Genomic DNA, 14942 nt, shown 5'->3' with positions numbered 1-14942 from the left:
TGAAGCGGCCAGTTTTTTCCGATCCTTCGTCCTAGCACGTGAGCAATTTCGTCCGGTGAAAGCGCTCGGCCATGCGCAGGGTCGCGCTCCCGCAGTGGCGGTACGATGAACCTGGGCCTCAAGTAGGGCTGGAATTGCCGTTCAACTCGCCCGCAAGCGGCGAATTCGCCGGGTTTGGCGCGGACAGCAATAGTGTAAGGAAGCATGCCTAAGCTCCAAAATTAGAGCCGAGTAGTTGTTTGCGAACAACGTTACGGCCGATTCTGTCAGCGAACAAAGCCCAAGCTTTCGGGTCTGTCGCGGCGCGCTCTTTCCTAATTCGTCCAAATACGATCGCGGGATGTATTTGAATTTTTGCCGCAAATTTTTCTATGACCTCGGGAGACTTGGCGATCCGTGCGGTCGATTTTCGCCACATCTCGTCGGGAATGAGAATGTTCGATGCAAAAAGGTTGGCTTCTTCTTCCTGCTCATCGACGGAAACGTCTTTGTCAGTTTGGTCAAAGAACCCCGTCTGAAGGCCCGTCGCATAATGCAGCGTAACATGCGCTAGCTCATGCATCAGCGTGAACCAGAAGTTGTCAAGCGTGTCGGTTCTCAGGGTAAGTCCAATGACGGGGCGGTCCTCAAGCATGAAGGCCGCTCCATCAATTGCGAGCCCGGGAATCTGCCGCTCAGCTATCAGCGCTATTCCGTGGTCCCTGAGCATTTCAGATGCACGTTGAGGGCCGTCGGCATGAATACTCTGTTTCGCAAGCTCGGGGATCCAGCCCAAGGAGAGTGGGTCGAAGCTGTCCGGAATCTTGGCGAACTCGGTCCGGGCCCGTTCCGCAACCCGTGCGCGCCAAGCATGGAGCATGATATCGTCAGAGTGATCGATGACGTTAAGGCCGGTGCGGAGTAGGCTAGGGCTGCCAAAGTCGATGCGATTTTCCGCGATAAACGCGCGAAGCCGGTCTTCGTCAGTTCCATCGTCGAACCAGCCAGCCTCGCGACCATGCTTCAGGATTTTCTTGATGCTCGGTTTTGAGACATCATCGATGACATGATCTAGGCCGCGGAATTCTCTCGAATCTGGCATGTCCGCGCGAACGCGAACGCCAAGAAGTTTCGAAATTCTCTGAAAGTTTCGGAGGCTGATTTGGCCATACCGGTCAGCTTCCCAGCGCTGGATTTGCTGCTCTTTAACTCCCAATCGCCATGCGAGATCTTTTTGCGACAGCCCGTTTGCTATCCGAGCAACGATCAGCATGACCCCCGGTTCACCAGCAACAAGCGACTTCAAGGCAGAGGCGTCGCCACTGTTTTTCGCTGTGTCGTAAGCGTTAAGCGCTCGGTTAAGCCTATCGCGCTCCGCGCGCATCATGTCCGAGACCAACGGGACGATCTTAGGGGGGAGCCCTGCGGCGACTCCTTCGAACGCGTGGGAGGAATCTAGCGCTTCTGAAAGGTGCGCGACACGAGCGCGCGCTTCGCGCGCTTCTCGTTCGTTCAGTGTGATTCTGCGTGTGCCCATAGGCGCACAATACAACAATTTTGTTGGGCGTCAATATGCACAACGTTTTTGTTGGGTCCTCACACCCCGCCCATCTCCGCGCTGAACGCTTTCGCGGCTTTTCCCGGATCGGGCGCTTCGGTGATCGGGCGGCCGACGACGAGGTGGGTGGCGCCCGCTTTCAGGGCGTCGGCGGGGGTGGCGATGCGTTTCTGGTCGCCGGTGTCGGACCCGGCCGGACGCACGCCCGGCGTGACGATGAGAAAGCCCGGGGGCACGCGCGCGGCAATCTCGGCCGCTTCCAGCGGGCTCGCCACCACCCCGTCTATCCCCGCCTGCACCGCCTGATCGACGCGTTTCATGACGAGATCGCGCGCGCTCATGACGTAGCCGATCTCCTTGAGCATGGCGTCGTCGTAAGCGGTCAGAACGGTGACCCCGAGGATTTTCAAACGGCTGTCCCTGCGGCCCTCGGCGGCGGCTTTCATCACCGGCGGTTCGGCGTGCACGGTCAGAAGGTCGCCCGCGCCGGTGTACGCGATCGAGCGGGTCGCCTTCTCCACCGTCGCGGGGATGTCGTGAAGCTTGTAATCGAGGAAGGTGGAATAGCCGCCCCCCTTCAGCCGCGCGGCCAGCTCCGTCCCGCCTACGGGAAGCAGCTGCAGGCCGATCTTGTAGAACCCGCACCCCGCCCCGATCCGGCCGACCAGCGTCTCGGCTTCGGTCACGGAGGGCACGTCCAGCGCGGTGATGAGGCGGGGATCGGCGGTCATGCTATTGCGCCGCCTGCGCGCCGGCCTGGCTGGCCATGCGCTTTTCCTGCGAGCGCAGGAGCGCCCGGCCGATAGGATCGGGCAGCACGCGGACAAGGCCGGTCAGGAATTTGTAGAAGGCGCCGGGCACGCGCAGGGCGACGTTGCGCTCGACCGCGTCGTATCCGGCCTCGGCGACGTCTTCGGCGCTGAGCATCCAGTAGGACGGCAGCTTGCTGACCGTGCCGCGCGCGCCGTTCACGTCGTGAAACTCCGACATGGTGTAGCCCGGCGCCACGGCGGTGACATGCACGCCCTTGCCTTCGAGCTCGACGCCCAGCGCGTCGGAGGCCTTGATCAGCAGCGACTTTATTCCCGGATAGAGCGTGCCCGAATAGGTCGTATGGGCTTTCGCGGCGGGCAGAAGCGCGCTGACCGAGGATATGTTGACGATCCGGCCGTAGCCGCGCTCGGCCATGCCCGGCGCGACCAGGCGCATGAGCCTGAGATAGCTCGTCAGCATGAGTTCGAGGAACCGCTCCTGGGTCTCCCAGGCGGTGTCCAGAAGCCCGCCGGGCTGGCCCGCGCCGGCGTTGTTCACAAGCCCGTCCACCTGCCGGCCCTGCGCCTCGATCGCCTTGAGGATCGCTTCGGGCGCTGCAGGATCGGAGAGGTCGGCCGGGATGATCAGGCTGTCCACGCCGAACTGCGCCTTCAGCTCCTCGGCGAGGTCCTTGAGCTTCTCCTCGCGCCGGGCGACCAGGGCGAGATCCCAGCCCTTGCGGGCGAAGACGCGGGCGAAGGCCGCGCCGATCCCCGAGGAGGCTCCGGTGACGAGGCAGAGGCGGCGGGCCATGGCGGGTCTCCCTTGGTGCGTATCGGTGGCCGAAAGTGGAACGCGCCGCCGCGCCTGTCCAGCCGGGCCTAGCCGTCGCGGCGCCAGACCAGCGGACTTCTGAGCCCGCCCTGATGAAGCACGCCCTCGATGGTGTCCTCGCCGGTCAGCGCGCCTTCGAAGCGGAAGGCGCCCAGCCGGGTGGCGAAGGCGATCTCAGAACCGTCCAGCCGCACCTGATCGAACACGATCGCCGCGCCGCCCTGACCGGGCGCCCGCAGGACGACCGAAGGCGGCTCGGTTACAAGATCGATGCTGAGATCGAGGGGCCTCGGGTCGACGGTGGTGTCCAGCACGGCGCGCCATTCCCCGTCCAGGCGCGGATCGGCGGGGGCGGCCGCCGCGCTCTGGTCGATCTCGTAAAGCGGCGTGTCTGGCGGGCCCTGATCGCCGCAGGCGATGAGCGAGAACGCGGCCGGGACCGCAAGGATCAGGAGGGCGGAGCGGGGCATGGCCGGTGATTTAGGTCCGCCCTGCGGTCAGCGCGAGCTTGCCGGGAAAAATTTTTGGGGTCCGAATGTCGAAATGCGCGGGCGCCGCCCGTCTCGGTGTCGGGGCACCGGGTGGTCCGGCGGCTCACGACGGAGAGAGCCATGCAGTTCGCAATCATCTTCCACGAGGACGAGAAGTCCTTCGCGCGCCGGACCGGTCCGGACGCAGCCGCCTACTGGTCGACCTGGGCGGCGTATTTCGGTGCGCTGGGCGAGAAAACCTCCTCAGGCGCCTGTCTGAAAGCCCCCGAAACCGGCGCGGTGGTGCGCGTGAACGGCGCGGGCCGCTCGCTCCAGGACGGGCCCTTCGCCGACAGCAAGGAACAGCTGGGCGGGTTCGCGATCATCGAGGCGGACAGCCTTGAAGACGCGCTCGCCTGGGCTGAACGCTGCCCGGCGGCTTCGGCCGGCGCCGTCGAGGTCCGCCCCGTCCTCCCCATGGCCGAAGTTCCGGAGATGAACCGATGAAATACGTCCTTCTTCTGCATGACGTCGAAGCGCGCTGGCTGGTGATGAGCGAGGCCGAGCAGGGCGAAGTCTTCGCCAGGCACATGGCCTACACCGACGCGCTGGTGAAAGCCGGCGCGATGGTCGCCGGCGAGCCGCTCGAGCCCGCCGCTTCCGCGAAGATCGTCCGTGACGGCAAGGTGCAGGACGGCCCGTTCGCGGACAGCAAGGAACAGCTCGGCGGGTTCTATGTGATTGAGGCGGCGAGCGAAGCCGAGGCGATCGACTGGGCGAAGCGGTGCCCGAGCCTGCCTGGCGGCGCGGTCGAGGTGCGGCCCGTCCCCGACTATGGCGGCTGAGCCGGCCCGGTCTGAAACGGCGGGACGGGCGGCGGCGGAGGCCGCCGCCCGCAACGCCTACGGCAAGCTGTTGGCGAGCCTCGTCAGACGCACGCGCGACCTCGCCGCGGCCGAGGACGCACTTGCCGACGCGTTCGCGGCGGCGCTGGAACGCTGGCCGGAAGACGGCCCGCCGGACCGGCCCGAAGCCTGGCTTCTCACCACGGCGCGCCGCAAGCTGATCGACCGGTCCCGCCGCGATGCGGTCCGGCGTGAGGCCGAACCTCAGCTCGCGCTCCTGACCGACGGCCTCGCCGAGGCGGCTGAAGCCGGCGCTCTGCCCGATCACCGGCTCGGTTTGATGCTCGCCTGCGCCGATCCCGCGATCGATCCGGGCCTGCGTACGCCGTTGATGCTGCAGGTCGTTCTGGGGCTCGACGCGGCGCGGATCGGATCGGCGTTTCTGGTCAGCCCCGCGGCGATGGGGCAGCGCCTGTCGCGCGGCAAGGCGGCGATCAAACAGGCGGGCCTGGTCTTCGACCCGCCGGGCGCGGACGCCTTGCCCGCTCGCCTCGCTCCTGTCCTCGACGCCGTCTACGCGGCCTACGGGGCGGGCTGGGAGGCGCCGGCGGGCGAGGGCAAGGTCCGCGACCTTACCGAAGAGGCGCGCTTTCTCGCCCGGCTCATAACCGAGCTCAGCCCCGGCGCGGCGGAAGCCTGGGCGCTGTTCGCGCTGATCGAATACTGCGAGGCGCGCGCGCCGGCCCGCCGCGATGGCGAAGGCCGGTTCGTCCCGCTCTCCGATCAGGACCCGGCGCTGTGGGACGGTGCGGCGATCGCGCGCGCCGAAACCGCGCTCAAGCATGCGCTCGGTCTCGCGCCGCCCGGGCGCTATGCGCTGGAGGCCGCGATCCAGTCCGTGCACGCCGAACGCCGGCTGACCGGGCGGACCAACTGGCCCGCCGCTGCGTCGCTTTACGACGCGCTTCACCAGTCGGGCGAGGCGGGTCTGGGCGCGCAGATCGCGCGGGCCTGCGCGCATGGCGAGGCCTTCGGCGCGGACGCCGCGCTCGGCCTGCTTGAAGGCCTGCACGCGGCCGACCATCAGCCGCTCGAGGCCGCTCGCGCGCACTGGCTCGCGGCGGCCGGGCGGCTCGAGGACGCGCGCGCCGCCTATGACCGCGCCGCGGCGCTGAGCGCCGATCCGGCGGTGCGCGAGTTTCTGTCGCGGCGGCGCGCGCAGCTTTAGTCACGCAAGCCCTCGCCAAGCCCGCCCGCGCGCCCTAAACCTCCCTACCGTGTTCAGGACGCTTTCAAATATCGCCCGCCTGGCGCGCGCCGCGTGGACGCTGGCGCGCCATGACGCGATTTTCCCCAAGGAATACCAGCAGGTGTTCCCCGCGCCGGCGCGCTTCATGGGCAAGTTCGCCCGGCTGATCGCCATTCGCGACCGCGCCGAAAATCCCGGCGAGCGGCTGGCGCGCGCGCTGGAAAAGCTCGGCCCGTCCTATGTGAAATTCGGCCAGGTGCTGGCCACGCGCGCCGACGTGGTCGGGCCGCATTTCGCCCGCGGCCTCGCCCGGCTGCAGGACAAGATGGAGCCGTTCGGGCTCGAAAAGGCGCGCGAGACCCTGAAGGCCGAGCTCGGCGGCGAGGTCGAGGACTGGTTCACCCATCTGGGCGAGCCGGTGGCTGCGGCCTCCATCGCCCAGGTCCACAAGGCGACCACCACGGACGGCCGGAAGGTCGCTGTGAAGATCCTGCGCCCCGACGTCGAGACGCGGATCAAGCGCGACATCTCCGCGATGAAGCTGGGCGCGAGGCTGGCCGAAGGGCTCTTCCCCGCCTCCAAGCGCATGGAGCCCCGCGCCTTCGTGGACACCGTCGCCCGCTCGCTCACGCTGGAGACCGATCTGCGCCTCGAGGCGGCCAGCGCGTCAGAGCTGTCCGAAGCCGCCGTCGCCGCCGAGAACTTCTTCATCCCCGAGGTCGACTGGTCGCGCACCGCCAAGCGCGTTCTGACGACCGAATGGCTGGACGCGATACCGCTGACCGACATGGAGGCGGTGGACGCCGCCGGGATCGACCGGGTCAAGCTCGCCGCCGATCTCACCGACGCTTTCCTGACGACCGCGCTCGAACGCGGCGTGTTTCACGCCGATCTGCACGCGGGCAATCTGTTCGTGGCGCGCGACGGCCGGCTCTGGGCGGTCGATTTCGGAATCATGGGCCGGCTGGGCGCGGAGGAGCGGCGCTATCTCGCGCTCATCCTGCACGGCTTCCTGACGCGCGATTACGACGCCGCGGCCGAAGCCCATTTCGCTGCAGGCTACGTGCCCGGCCGGTTCTCGAAGGCCGATTTCGCCAGCGCGCTCCGGGCCGTCGCCGAACCGATCTTCGGCAAGACCGCCGACCAGGTGCCGATGAGCCGCGTGCTGCTGCAGCTGTTCGAGATCACCGATCTGTTCGACATGCACCTGCAGCCTCAGCTCGTCATGCTGCAAAAGACCATGGTGCAGGCCGAAGGGGTGTGCCGGACCCTGACCGACCGGCACAATATGTGGGAGGCGTCCGCGCCGGCCGTGGAGCGCTTCATGCGCCGCGAGCTCGGCCCTGAAGGCAAGGTCCGCGACATGGTCGCCGACCTCAAGCGGATTCACGAGGCGCTTCTGTCCCTGCCGGACACGATCGAGCGGCTGTCGCGCGCGGCCGAAGCCATCGAGGTCGAACCCCCGATCCGGCCGCGTGTTCTGGCGCAGAAATGGGCGGGCCGCATTCTCACTGCGATCGTGATCGCAGCGGCCGGCGCGCTGATCACGGCGTATTTCTTCGGCGCGTTCGAGGCGGGCGGTTGAACGTAAGCACGTTTGTGCTTATATGGTCTCGCAGGAGGCCGCCATGCGCGAAAAAAATCACAGCTTCGATCACGACCCCGGCAAGACGCCCGTCGAAGAGCAACGCAAGCTCAGAAAGACCGGCAACAGCTATGGGGTGACCCTGTCGCGCAAGGCGCTGGATGCGGCCGGCCTGTCGCCGGACACGCCGGTCACCGTGCGCTCGGAAAAGGGCCGCGTGGTGATCAGCGCGGCGGGCGGGGCGTATGACGCGGTCATGGACGCCTACGCCGAATGCCGTGGCCGCTACGCCCGAACGCTCGACGAGCTGTCAAAATGAGCGCCGGGATCGCGCTGCCTCCGATAGAGGCGGTGCTGGACGCGTATGAGCGTGAAATGGCGGTCACCGGCGGTGCGGCCGGTCTGCGCGACGAGGGCGGGCTCAGGTCTGCGCTCGCTCGCGCCGACAACCGCATCGCCTACGCCGCCGATACGCCCAGCGTTCACGAACTCGCCGCGACGATCGCGTTCGGCATCGCCCGAAACCATCCCTTTGTGGACGGCAACAAGCGAATGGCGTTCATCTGCGCGTATGTCACCCTGCGCATCAACGGCTGGTATCTCGACGCGCCTGAGCGTGAGGCGACCGGGACCGTGCTCGCGCTGGCCGAAGGCGTGCTGGACGAGGCCGGTTTCCGCGAATGGCTGGAGCGATGGTCGTATCGGCTCGAAGACGCCCCCTGACCCCGCCGCCGCCGCCGCAGGTGACGGGCGGGCCGGGCGGGGTTAGTAACGCCGGACAGGATTTTCCGAAGGGCGACGGCCATGACGGACAAGCGCGTACTACTCATCGTCGGCGGCGGTGTCGCCGCCTACAAATCGCTCGAACTCGTCCGGCTCCTGAAAAAGCGGGGCGTCGCGACGCGCTGCGTCATGACCGCGGCGGCCAAAAAGTTCGTCACGCCGATGAGCCTGGCCGCGCTTTCGGGCGACAAGGTCTATGACGACCTGTTTTCGCTGACCGACGAGACCGAAATGGGCCATATCGAGCTCTCGCGCTCGGCGGACCTGCTTCTTGTCTGTCCGGCGACGGCCAATCTCATCGCCAAGCATGCGTGCGGGATCTGCGACGATCTCGCCACCACCACGCTTCTGGCGACCGACACGCCTGTACTGATGGCGCCGGCGATGAACGTGCGCATGTGGACCCACCCCGCCACCGTTCAGAATGTCGCCACCCTGCGCGAGCGCGGCGTCACGGTGATGGAGCCCGACGAGGGCGAAATGGCGTGCGGCGAGTTCGGGCCGGGCCGTCTGCCCGAGATCGAGCGCATCGCCGACGCCGTGCTCGACGCGCTGCGTTCGGCGTGAAGCGCGCCGTCGTCACCGCCGGCCCGACGCTGGAGGCCATCGACCCGGTGCGGTTTCTGTCCAACCGCTCCTCGGGCAAGCAGGGCTATGCGATCGCTGCGGCGCTGCGCGACGAGGGCTTCGACGTCACGCTGGTCTCCGGCCCGGTCGCGCTCGACGCGCCGGCCGGCGTCACGCGGGTGAGCGTGGAAAGCGCGCGCGACATGCTCGCCGCGGTCCAGGGCGCGCTGCCCGCCGACGTGTTCGTGGCTGTCGCGGCGGTGGCCGACTGGCGGCCCGCAGAGATGTCCGATCGCAAGCTCAAGCTCGCCAAGTCCGGCTTCGCTGCGCTGAAGCTCGTCGAAAACCCCGACATCCTGAAGACCGTCGCCGGGCTCGCCCCGCCGCGCCGGCCGCGGCTGGTCGTGGGCTTCGCCGCGGAAACCCATGACGTGGCCCGCCACGCCCGGGAAAAGCGTCTGCGCAAGGGCTGCGACTGGATCGTGGCCAACGACGTGTCCGGCGACGTGATGGGCGGGGCGGAGAACGCCGCTTTGGTCATCCGGCCCGACGGCGAGACGGTCTATGAGCGCGCCGGCAAGGCGGAAATCGCCCGCAGGTTGGCCGCCGAAATCGCTGCTTCGCTCTGATCGCCGACTGCAGGACGGGCGCCCGGCCCGTTTGAGAGCGCGTTCCCGCGCTGATAGGCTTGCGGCCATATGACCAGAAGCGGACCCTCGAGGGGACTCCCATGAAAAAGACGGCTGTCGCCGCATTCGCGCTTGCGGCAATCGCGCCGGGCGCGGCTTTCGCCCAGTGCTACGAGCTCAGCGCTGACGGAACCGAAGCGACCGAAATCACCGATTACGAGCTTCGCGCCGAAAGCGCCGCGCCCGGTCTGATGGAGCGCCCGCCGATCGCCGCGGACGCGCCGGGCATGCTGTGCGTGCGCGACTCGGTCGTACCCGATGCGAACGATTTCGAACTCGTGCGCTATCACGGCGTTCCCCTCCTGATTCAGGAAGGCGAAGGCGAAAACGCGCGCATCCTCGCCATGAGCTTCGCCAGCGGCCTGACCGACGAGAACGGCGAAGAGCTCGAGCCGCAGTACATGGTTGAGCGCGCCCGGGGCGATCTGAGCCAGGACGATGTCGCTGCGATCCGCGCAGCGCTCGAGGGCTACGCTGAGTCCGAGGCCGCGCTCGACGCCTGGATGGCCGAGAACGCGCAAGCTGAAGACTGACCGGTCCCGGCAGGCTGGGCGCGCGTCAGAACGGCTGACGGGCGCCCCGGTCCGGCCTAGGCTTTCGCAAAACCGATTCCCTTCGCGAGAGCCGATCATGTTCGACCTGCCCGTAAAGACCCTGCCCCATTTCGACGGGCTCGACCTGCCCCGCTATGAAACCGCCGGCGCGGCCGGGCTCGATCTGCGCGCCGCCCTGCCCGACGCCGAGCCGATGACGCTTGAGCCGGGCAAGTGGGCGCTCGTGCCCACGGGTCTGTCGATCGCTCTGCCCGACGGGTTCGAGGCCCAGATCCGCCCGCGTTCGGGCCTGGCGTTCAAGCACGGAATCACGTGTCTCAACACGCCGGGGACCATCGACGCGGACTATCGCGGCGAAATCAAGATCATGCTGATCAATCTCGGACCCGAGCCCTTCGTCATCGAACGCGGCGAGCGCATCGCCCAGATGGTGATCGCCCAGGTTTCCCGCATCGACTGGAAACCGGTCGAGAGCCTGGACGACACCGATCGCGGCCAGGGCGGCTTCGGTTCGACCGGGCGGTAGGGCGGTTAATCCGCGCTGACGCCGACCCCGATCGGGCAGGCGACGCCGGTGCCGCCGATGCCGCAATAGCCTTGCGGGTTCTTGGCCAGATACTGCTGGTGATAATCCTCGGCGAAGTAGAACGGGCCGGCCTCGCGGATCTCGGTGGTCGGCGCGCCCTTTCCGGCGGCGGCCAGCGCTTCGGTGTAGGCGGCGGCGCTTTTCTCGGCCGCTTGCTTCTGCGCCTCGCCGGTCCAGTAAATCGCCGAGCGGTACTGGGTGCCGATATCATTGCCCTGGCGCATGCCCTGGGTCGGGTCGTGGTTCTCCCAGAACGCCTTGAGGAGCTGCCCGAAGCTGATCTTCTTGGGATCGTAGACCACGCGCACCGCTTCGGTGTGACCGGTGCGGCCCGAGCAGACCTCTTCATAGGTCGGGTTCGGCGTGATCCCGCCCGCATAGCCCACAGCCGTGTTCAGCACGCCCGGCAGGTTCCAAAACACCCGCTCCACGCCCCAGAAACAGCCCATGCCGAACACCGCGACCTCCGCGCCGGCGGGGATCTCGCCCTTCAAGGGCGTGCCGTAGACGAAGTGTTCGGACGCGGTGGGCAGCGCCTGGATGCGGCCCGGCAGCGCCTTGTCGGCGGGGATGAGGGTCGTCTTGTACTCGGTGTCGGAACGAAGGCGCATGGCGTCCATTCTCCTCGGGGCGGCGTGGGGTCGCGCCGCGATAACGCTTCGCGAGTGCATATAGGATGCGGCATGCGATGCGTCACCCGCCGCACGCGGATGTGATTATGCCGGGACCGCCCTTGCGGCGAGGCCTGAGCCGCCCCCATTTACGCGAGCCATTTACGGAGAAGCCCCTTGAGCGCCCTGTTCATTCTCGCCGGTCTCGTCCTTCTGGTGCTCGGCGGGGAGGCGCTCGTGCGCGGCGCCACGGGCCTTGCGAAAGCCTTCGGAGTCAGCCCGCTTCTGATCGGCCTGGTGGTGGTCGGCTTCGGCACCTCCACGCCTGAACTGACGACCTCGGTCACCGCGAGCCTCGCCGGATCGCCGGACGTGGCGGTGGGCAACGTGGTCGGCTCGAACATCGCCAACATCCTGCTCATCCTCGCCGCCACGGCGCTGCTCGCGCCGATCACGGTGAACGCGGCGGCCTTCCGGCGCGACGGTCCGGCGTTGGCGCTCGCCTCCATCGTGGCGGCCGCGGCGATCTGGCTGCTGCCGCTCAGCCGGCTGGTCGGCCTGGCGCTGGTTGCGCTGCTTCTGGCTTATGTCGTGATCTCCTACGTGATCGACCGGCGCACTCATGACGCCGGCGCGGCGCTTCATGAAGCCGAGGCGGAAAGCGTGTCCGCGCCCAAGCGCGGCATGGCGGTCGTGTTCTTCCTTCTGGGCCTTGTCGGCGTCGTCGGCGGCGCCCGCCTTCTGGTGGACGGGGCGACCGATCTCGCGCTCGCCGTCGGGATCAGCGAGGCCGTGATCGGGCTCACGATCGTGGCGGTGGGCACCTCGCTGCCCGAGCTCGCCGCCTCGCTCAGCGCCGCGCGCAAGGGCGAAGGCGACATCGCCTTCGGCAACGTCGTCGGCTCGAACATCTTCAACGCGCTTTTCATCCTGGGCGGCGCGGCGGTGATCGCGCCGTTCGATCTCGCCCCCGGCGCGTTCGGGATCGATCTTCTGGTGATGCTCGGCGCGGCGGCGCTTCTGGTGGTCTTCGCCCTGACCGGCAAGCGGATCAGCCGCATCGAAGGCGCGATCCTTCTGGCGCTCTACATCGCCTACATGGCCTGGCTGGCGCTCGGCGCGTAGGCGCGGCGCCTATTTCGGCGCGGGCGTCTTGTCCTTGAAGCGGCAGAGATCGGCGATGGCGCAGCGCCAGCATTCGGGCTTGCGCGCCTTGCAGACATAGCGGCCGTGCAGGATCAGCCAGTGATGCGCGCCCTTGAGATAGGGCTCGGGCACGATGCGTTCGAGCCGGTCCTCGACCTCGTCAGGGGTCTTGCCCGGCGCGAGCTTCGTCCGGTTGCCGACCCTGAAGATATGGGTGTCCACCGCGATGGTGGGCTGGCCGAACGCCTCGTTGAGCACGACGTTGGCGGTTTTCCGCCCGACGCCGGGAAGCCGGACGAGTTCGTCGCGGGTCTGCGGCACCTCGCCGCCGAACTCCTCGAGGATCATCTTTGAAAGGGCGATGACGTTCTTCGCCTTGTTGCGGAACAGCCCGATCGTCTTGATGTGCTCGCGCACCCCGTCCTCGCCGAGCGCGAGCATCGTCTCCGGCGTGTCGGCCTCGGCGAAGAGGCGGCGGGTGGCCTTGTTCACACCCACATCGGTGGCCTGCGCGCTCAGCGCGACGGCGACCACCAGGGTGAAAGGGGAGTGGTATTCGAGCTCGGTCTTGGGTTCGGGCAGGGCTTCGGCGAGCCGGGCGAAGATCTCCTCGGCCTGCTCGCGATTGAGCCCGGGCGGGCGGCGCTTCTTTGCGGAGGTCTTTTTCGGAGCGGCCATGGCCCGCGCTTAGCCGGAGCCGCCGGGCGCTTCAAGCGCCTGCACCGCGAACACCGCCCAGGGCCACAGATCGTCGGTCATCTCCGCATAGGCCGGGTCCGAGCCGCGCCGCCAGACCAGCACTGACGGGCCCAGCCCGCCGGTGACCAGCGGCGCGCTGTTCACATGGGTGGCGAGCACCGGCTCCCCGGCGGCGATCTCGGCGGCGGTGAGCTCGACCTGATAGCCGTCCGAGGCGGTCAGGCGTGCGCCCATCCCCGCTGCGCCCACCGCTTCGAGCACGGCCGAGAGGCGCGGGCCTGAAAACGCGCGCGGCGCCGCGCCCGCCGGAAAGTCGGTCTCGATCGTGTCGGAGGGCAGGGCGGCGAGGTCGGCCGCCGTCAGACCGGTGGCCGGGCCTTCGATACCGTAGATCCTGAACAGGCCTTCTGTGGGCGCGGTCCCTGCACCAGTATCGCTCAGCACGGTGACGAGCACGGGGCCGGTTGCGGCCTCATCGTCGTCGGGCGGTACCGCGCAGGCGGCGATGAGAAGAGCGAGACCTGTCAGGAAAATACGCATGCGACCCCCTTCGCCGACAGCGGCGCTTCGGGGCGAGCCTAGTGCGCGTGCGCGGCGGCGAGCAAGGGGCCGCCCGGGCCGTCCTGGATGAGGATCGCGGTGTCGCGGCCCGCAGGCGCCGGCGGGATCGCCAGGGTGAGCGGACCGCCGGACCAGGCGCCGATCTCGGTTAGTGCGCGGGCGGTCTGATAGTGAGAGACGGTCTTGCCTTCGTTGGGGCCGCCGCCGATCTCGCGCTCGATCAGGCCGGGTTCGAAATCGACCCGCCAGATCTGCGCCGGCGCGATGCGGGCCGGCCCGTCCAGGGTCAGCGTCCAGCCGGTCTCCGCCGGGCTCAGCGCGGCCTCGACGGGCAGGGGCGCGGCGCTCGCGACCGCTGTGCGGATCCGCTCTTGCGAATAGCGCAGCTTCTCAGGCGAGCCGTTGACCACGAAATGGGGGGTGTAGACCCGGTGGGCTTCGCCGGTGTCGACATAGGCCTGCTGGCGGGCGGCGAATTCTGCCATGGCGAACTCGTCGGTCCAGCCGTAGACGTCCCAGTAGCTCACCCCGTAGGCGACGGCGATCACGCCGGGCTCGTCGGCCAGCTCGCCTAAAAGCGCGTTCGCGCCGGGGCACATCGGACAGCCCTGGCTGGTGAACAGCTCGACCACGACCGGCCCGGCGGTCTCAGCCGGAGCGGGGCTGGCGTCCGCCTCTGCAGGTTGACCGGCGAGAAGGGCGAGGAGAAGGGCGAAGAGCGTGCTCATGACCCGATATCTAGCCCGGCGACGCCTCACAGGGAAATCACAGCCGCGTCAGCGGCGCGGTCAGCCTTCGCCTTCCGCCTTCGCGGCGTCTTTCTCAGGCTCTCCGGGTTCGCTGGCGTATTTCATGGTGATCGGCAGGTTGGCCAGCACGAACACGAAGAAGAGCGGGTAGACGCCGAAGAAGCGGAAATTCACCCAGAACTGCTCTGACAGCTCCAGCCAGTCGAACCAGCGCTGGTCGGCGGTGACCACGGAATCAGTGATGTGCCGCCAGAGCACCTCGTTCACCAGGGCGAGCAACAGGAAGAACAGCGCCCAGCGGACGGCCAGGATGAACCAGATGCGCTCGGGCATCTCGAATATGGTGCCGAACAGATAGCGCCAGACATTGAAGCCGAAGGCGAAGCAGACCAGAATCGTTATGCCGAACAACACGTTGATGATCGTCGGCTTGATGTAGACGAAGATCGGATCCTGCAGATAAATCGTCATCGCGCCGAAGGCCGTCACGATCACGAAGGTGACCATCAGCATCGGCGGAAAGCGCTTCTGCACCAGGATCGACCAGGCCACCGCCAGCGCGGTCGCGGCCATGAACAGCCCTGTCGCCCAGTAGATCGCCGCATCGCCGACCATGGCCTTGGCGACATTGTAGCTGATCATGAAGACCGCGGCCGGGCCCACGTCGACGAGCAGTTTCGAGCCCTGTCCGAGGGTCTTGGTCTTTTCACCCATGTCGTGCTGT

The 14942-nt window shown here is 67.6% G+C and carries 18 protein-coding genes and 1 pseudogene; 10 read left to right on the top strand and 9 right to left on the bottom strand.

The genetic code is table 11. The annotated features are described in order from the left end of the window. Positions 1–208: 208 nt before the first annotated feature. The 4 genes from ABL308_03360 to ABL308_03345 all read right to left on the bottom strand — a co-directional run bounded on the left by ABL308_03360 (position 209) and on the right by ABL308_03345 (position 3594). On the bottom strand, positions 209–1378 hold the full coding sequence (locus ABL308_03360) for an XRE family transcriptional regulator (protein XBQ16920.1): 1170 nt from the start codon (positions 1376–1378) through the stop codon (positions 209–211). A gap of 197 nt (positions 1379–1575) precedes the next feature. Further along, on the bottom strand, positions 1576–2268 hold the full coding sequence (pyrF, locus tag ABL308_03355; protein XBQ16919.1) for an orotidine-5'-phosphate decarboxylase: 693 nt from the start codon (positions 2266–2268) through the stop codon (positions 1576–1578). 1 nt (position 2269) lies between these two features. After that, a complete protein-coding gene (locus ABL308_03350) occupies positions 2270–3103 on the bottom strand; it encodes an SDR family oxidoreductase (protein ID XBQ16918.1) in 834 nt (277 codons plus the stop codon). A 68-nt stretch (positions 3104–3171) separates the two neighbouring features. Next, a complete protein-coding gene (locus ABL308_03345; GenBank protein XBQ16917.1) occupies positions 3172–3594 on the bottom strand; it encodes a hypothetical protein in 423 nt (140 codons plus the stop codon). A 141-nt stretch (positions 3595–3735) separates the two neighbouring features. On the opposite strand from ABL308_03345, the gene ABL308_03340 reads away from it, so the two are divergent. The 9 genes and pseudogenes from ABL308_03340 to dut all read left to right on the top strand — a co-directional run bounded on the left by ABL308_03340 (position 3736) and on the right by dut (position 10392). Beyond that, positions 3736–4101 (top strand): YciI family protein, encoded by a 366-nt coding sequence (locus tag ABL308_03340; GenBank protein XBQ16916.1) that lies wholly within the window; start codon positions 3736–3738, stop codon positions 4099–4101. Continuing rightward, positions 4098–4439: a YciI family protein gene (locus ABL308_03335; protein ID XBQ16915.1), complete on the top strand. Its 342-nt coding sequence runs from the start codon at positions 4098–4100 to the stop codon at positions 4437–4439. Before ABL308_03340 ends, ABL308_03335 begins: the two co-directional genes overlap by 4 nt. Beyond that, positions 4429–5667, top strand: coding sequence for a DUF6596 domain-containing protein (locus ABL308_03330; protein XBQ16914.1), 1239 nt, complete (start codon positions 4429–4431; stop codon positions 5665–5667). The genes ABL308_03335 and ABL308_03330 overlap by 11 nt, the downstream gene beginning before the upstream one ends. 49 nt (positions 5668–5716) lie before the next feature. After that, complete coding sequence (gene ubiB / locus ABL308_03325) at positions 5717–7273, top strand: 2-polyprenylphenol 6-hydroxylase (GenBank protein XBQ16913.1); 1557 nt, start codon at positions 5717–5719, stop codon at positions 7271–7273. 43 nt (positions 7274–7316) lie between these two features. After that, positions 7317–7592: a hypothetical protein gene (locus tag ABL308_03320; protein ID XBQ16912.1), complete on the top strand. Its 276-nt coding sequence runs from the start codon at positions 7317–7319 to the stop codon at positions 7590–7592. After that, positions 7589–7996 (top strand): type II toxin-antitoxin system death-on-curing family toxin, encoded by a 408-nt coding sequence (locus ABL308_03315; GenBank protein XBQ16911.1) that lies wholly within the window; start codon positions 7589–7591, stop codon positions 7994–7996. Before ABL308_03320 ends, ABL308_03315 begins: the two co-directional genes overlap by 4 nt. An 81-nt stretch (positions 7997–8077) precedes the next feature. Further along, positions 8078–9252 (top strand): annotated as a pseudogene (coaBC, locus tag ABL308_03310) (bifunctional phosphopantothenoylcysteine decarboxylase/phosphopantothenate--cysteine ligase CoaBC). 101 nt (positions 9253–9353) lie between these two features. Next, positions 9354–9845: a hypothetical protein gene (locus ABL308_03305; GenBank protein XBQ16910.1), complete on the top strand. Its 492-nt coding sequence runs from the start codon at positions 9354–9356 to the stop codon at positions 9843–9845. A 97-nt stretch (positions 9846–9942) separates the two neighbouring features. After that, positions 9943–10392 (top strand): dUTP diphosphatase, encoded by a 450-nt coding sequence (gene dut, locus ABL308_03300; protein ID XBQ16909.1) that lies wholly within the window; start codon positions 9943–9945, stop codon positions 10390–10392. A gap of 5 nt (positions 10393–10397) precedes the next feature. On the opposite strand, the gene msrA is transcribed toward dut, so the two are convergent. Next, positions 10398–11063, bottom strand: coding sequence for a peptide-methionine (S)-S-oxide reductase MsrA (msrA, locus tag ABL308_03295; protein XBQ16908.1), 666 nt, complete (start codon positions 11061–11063; stop codon positions 10398–10400). Between the two features lie 177 nt (positions 11064–11240). Here msrA and ABL308_03290 point away from each other — a divergent pair, with 177 nt between their 5' ends. Beyond that, a complete protein-coding gene (locus tag ABL308_03290; protein ID XBQ16907.1) occupies positions 11241–12188 on the top strand; it encodes a calcium/sodium antiporter in 948 nt (315 codons plus the stop codon). Between the two features lie 9 nt (positions 12189–12197). On the opposite strand, the gene nth is transcribed toward ABL308_03290, so the two are convergent. Genes nth through ABL308_03270 form a run of 4 tightly spaced genes read right to left on the bottom strand, consistent with a single transcriptional unit; the run spans position 12198 to position 14932 of the window. Continuing rightward, positions 12198–12887, bottom strand: coding sequence for an endonuclease III (gene nth / locus ABL308_03285; GenBank protein XBQ16906.1), 690 nt, complete (start codon positions 12885–12887; stop codon positions 12198–12200). A gap of 9 nt (positions 12888–12896) precedes the next feature. After that, a complete protein-coding gene (locus ABL308_03280; protein XBQ16905.1) occupies positions 12897–13448 on the bottom strand; it encodes a hypothetical protein in 552 nt (183 codons plus the stop codon). Between the two features lie 38 nt (positions 13449–13486). Beyond that, positions 13487–14197: a DUF1223 domain-containing protein gene (locus ABL308_03275; protein ID XBQ16904.1), complete on the bottom strand. Its 711-nt coding sequence runs from the start codon at positions 14195–14197 to the stop codon at positions 13487–13489. Between the two features lie 60 nt (positions 14198–14257). Next, the gene (locus ABL308_03270; protein ID XBQ16903.1) at positions 14258–14932 is read right to left on the bottom strand and encodes a septation protein IspZ; all 675 of its coding nucleotides are present in this window, start codon (positions 14930–14932) and stop codon (positions 14258–14260) included. Positions 14933–14942 lie beyond the last annotated feature (10 nt).

This window comes from Oceanicaulis sp. (genome assembly GCA_040112665.1).
Classification (GTDB): Bacteria; Pseudomonadota; Alphaproteobacteria; order Caulobacterales; family Maricaulaceae; genus Oceanicaulis.
Note: the sequence above shows the minus strand (reverse complement) of the source record. Positions and strands in the feature narration are given on the sequence as shown.

Excerpts from the sequence above, each read along its gene's own strand:
- pyrF (XBQ16919.1), bottom strand. The coding sequence starts at position 2,268 with ATGACCGCCGATCCCCGCCTCATCACCGCGCTGGACGTGCCCTCCGTG.
- ABL308_03320 (XBQ16912.1), top strand. The coding sequence starts at position 7,317 with ATGCGCGAAAAAAATCACAGCTTCGATCACGACCCCGGCAAGACGCCC.
- ABL308_03335 (XBQ16915.1), top strand. The coding sequence starts at position 4,098 with ATGAAATACGTCCTTCTTCTGCATGACGTCGAAGCGCGCTGGCTGGTG.
- ABL308_03330 (XBQ16914.1), top strand. The coding sequence starts at position 4,429 with ATGGCGGCTGAGCCGGCCCGGTCTGAAACGGCGGGACGGGCGGCGGCG.
- ABL308_03280 (XBQ16905.1), bottom strand. The coding sequence starts at position 13,448 with ATGCGTATTTTCCTGACAGGTCTCGCTCTTCTCATCGCCGCCTGCGCG.
- ABL308_03345 (XBQ16917.1), bottom strand. The coding sequence starts at position 3,594 with ATGCCCCGCTCCGCCCTCCTGATCCTTGCGGTCCCGGCCGCGTTCTCG.
- ABL308_03305 (XBQ16910.1), top strand. The coding sequence starts at position 9,354 with ATGAAAAAGACGGCTGTCGCCGCATTCGCGCTTGCGGCAATCGCGCCG.
- ABL308_03275 (XBQ16904.1), bottom strand. The coding sequence starts at position 14,197 with ATGAGCACGCTCTTCGCCCTTCTCCTCGCCCTTCTCGCCGGTCAACCT.
- ABL308_03340 (XBQ16916.1), top strand. The coding sequence starts at position 3,736 with ATGCAGTTCGCAATCATCTTCCACGAGGACGAGAAGTCCTTCGCGCGC.
- ABL308_03315 (XBQ16911.1), top strand. The coding sequence starts at position 7,589 with ATGAGCGCCGGGATCGCGCTGCCTCCGATAGAGGCGGTGCTGGACGCG.
- ABL308_03270 (XBQ16903.1), bottom strand. The coding sequence starts at position 14,932 with ATGGGTGAAAAGACCAAGACCCTCGGACAGGGCTCGAAACTGCTCGTC.
- dut (XBQ16909.1), top strand. The coding sequence starts at position 9,943 with ATGTTCGACCTGCCCGTAAAGACCCTGCCCCATTTCGACGGGCTCGAC.
- nth (XBQ16906.1), bottom strand. The coding sequence starts at position 12,887 with ATGGCCGCTCCGAAAAAGACCTCCGCAAAGAAGCGCCGCCCGCCCGGG.
- ABL308_03350 (XBQ16918.1), bottom strand. The coding sequence starts at position 3,103 with ATGGCCCGCCGCCTCTGCCTCGTCACCGGAGCCTCCTCGGGGATCGGC.
- msrA (XBQ16908.1), bottom strand. The coding sequence starts at position 11,063 with ATGCGCCTTCGTTCCGACACCGAGTACAAGACGACCCTCATCCCCGCC.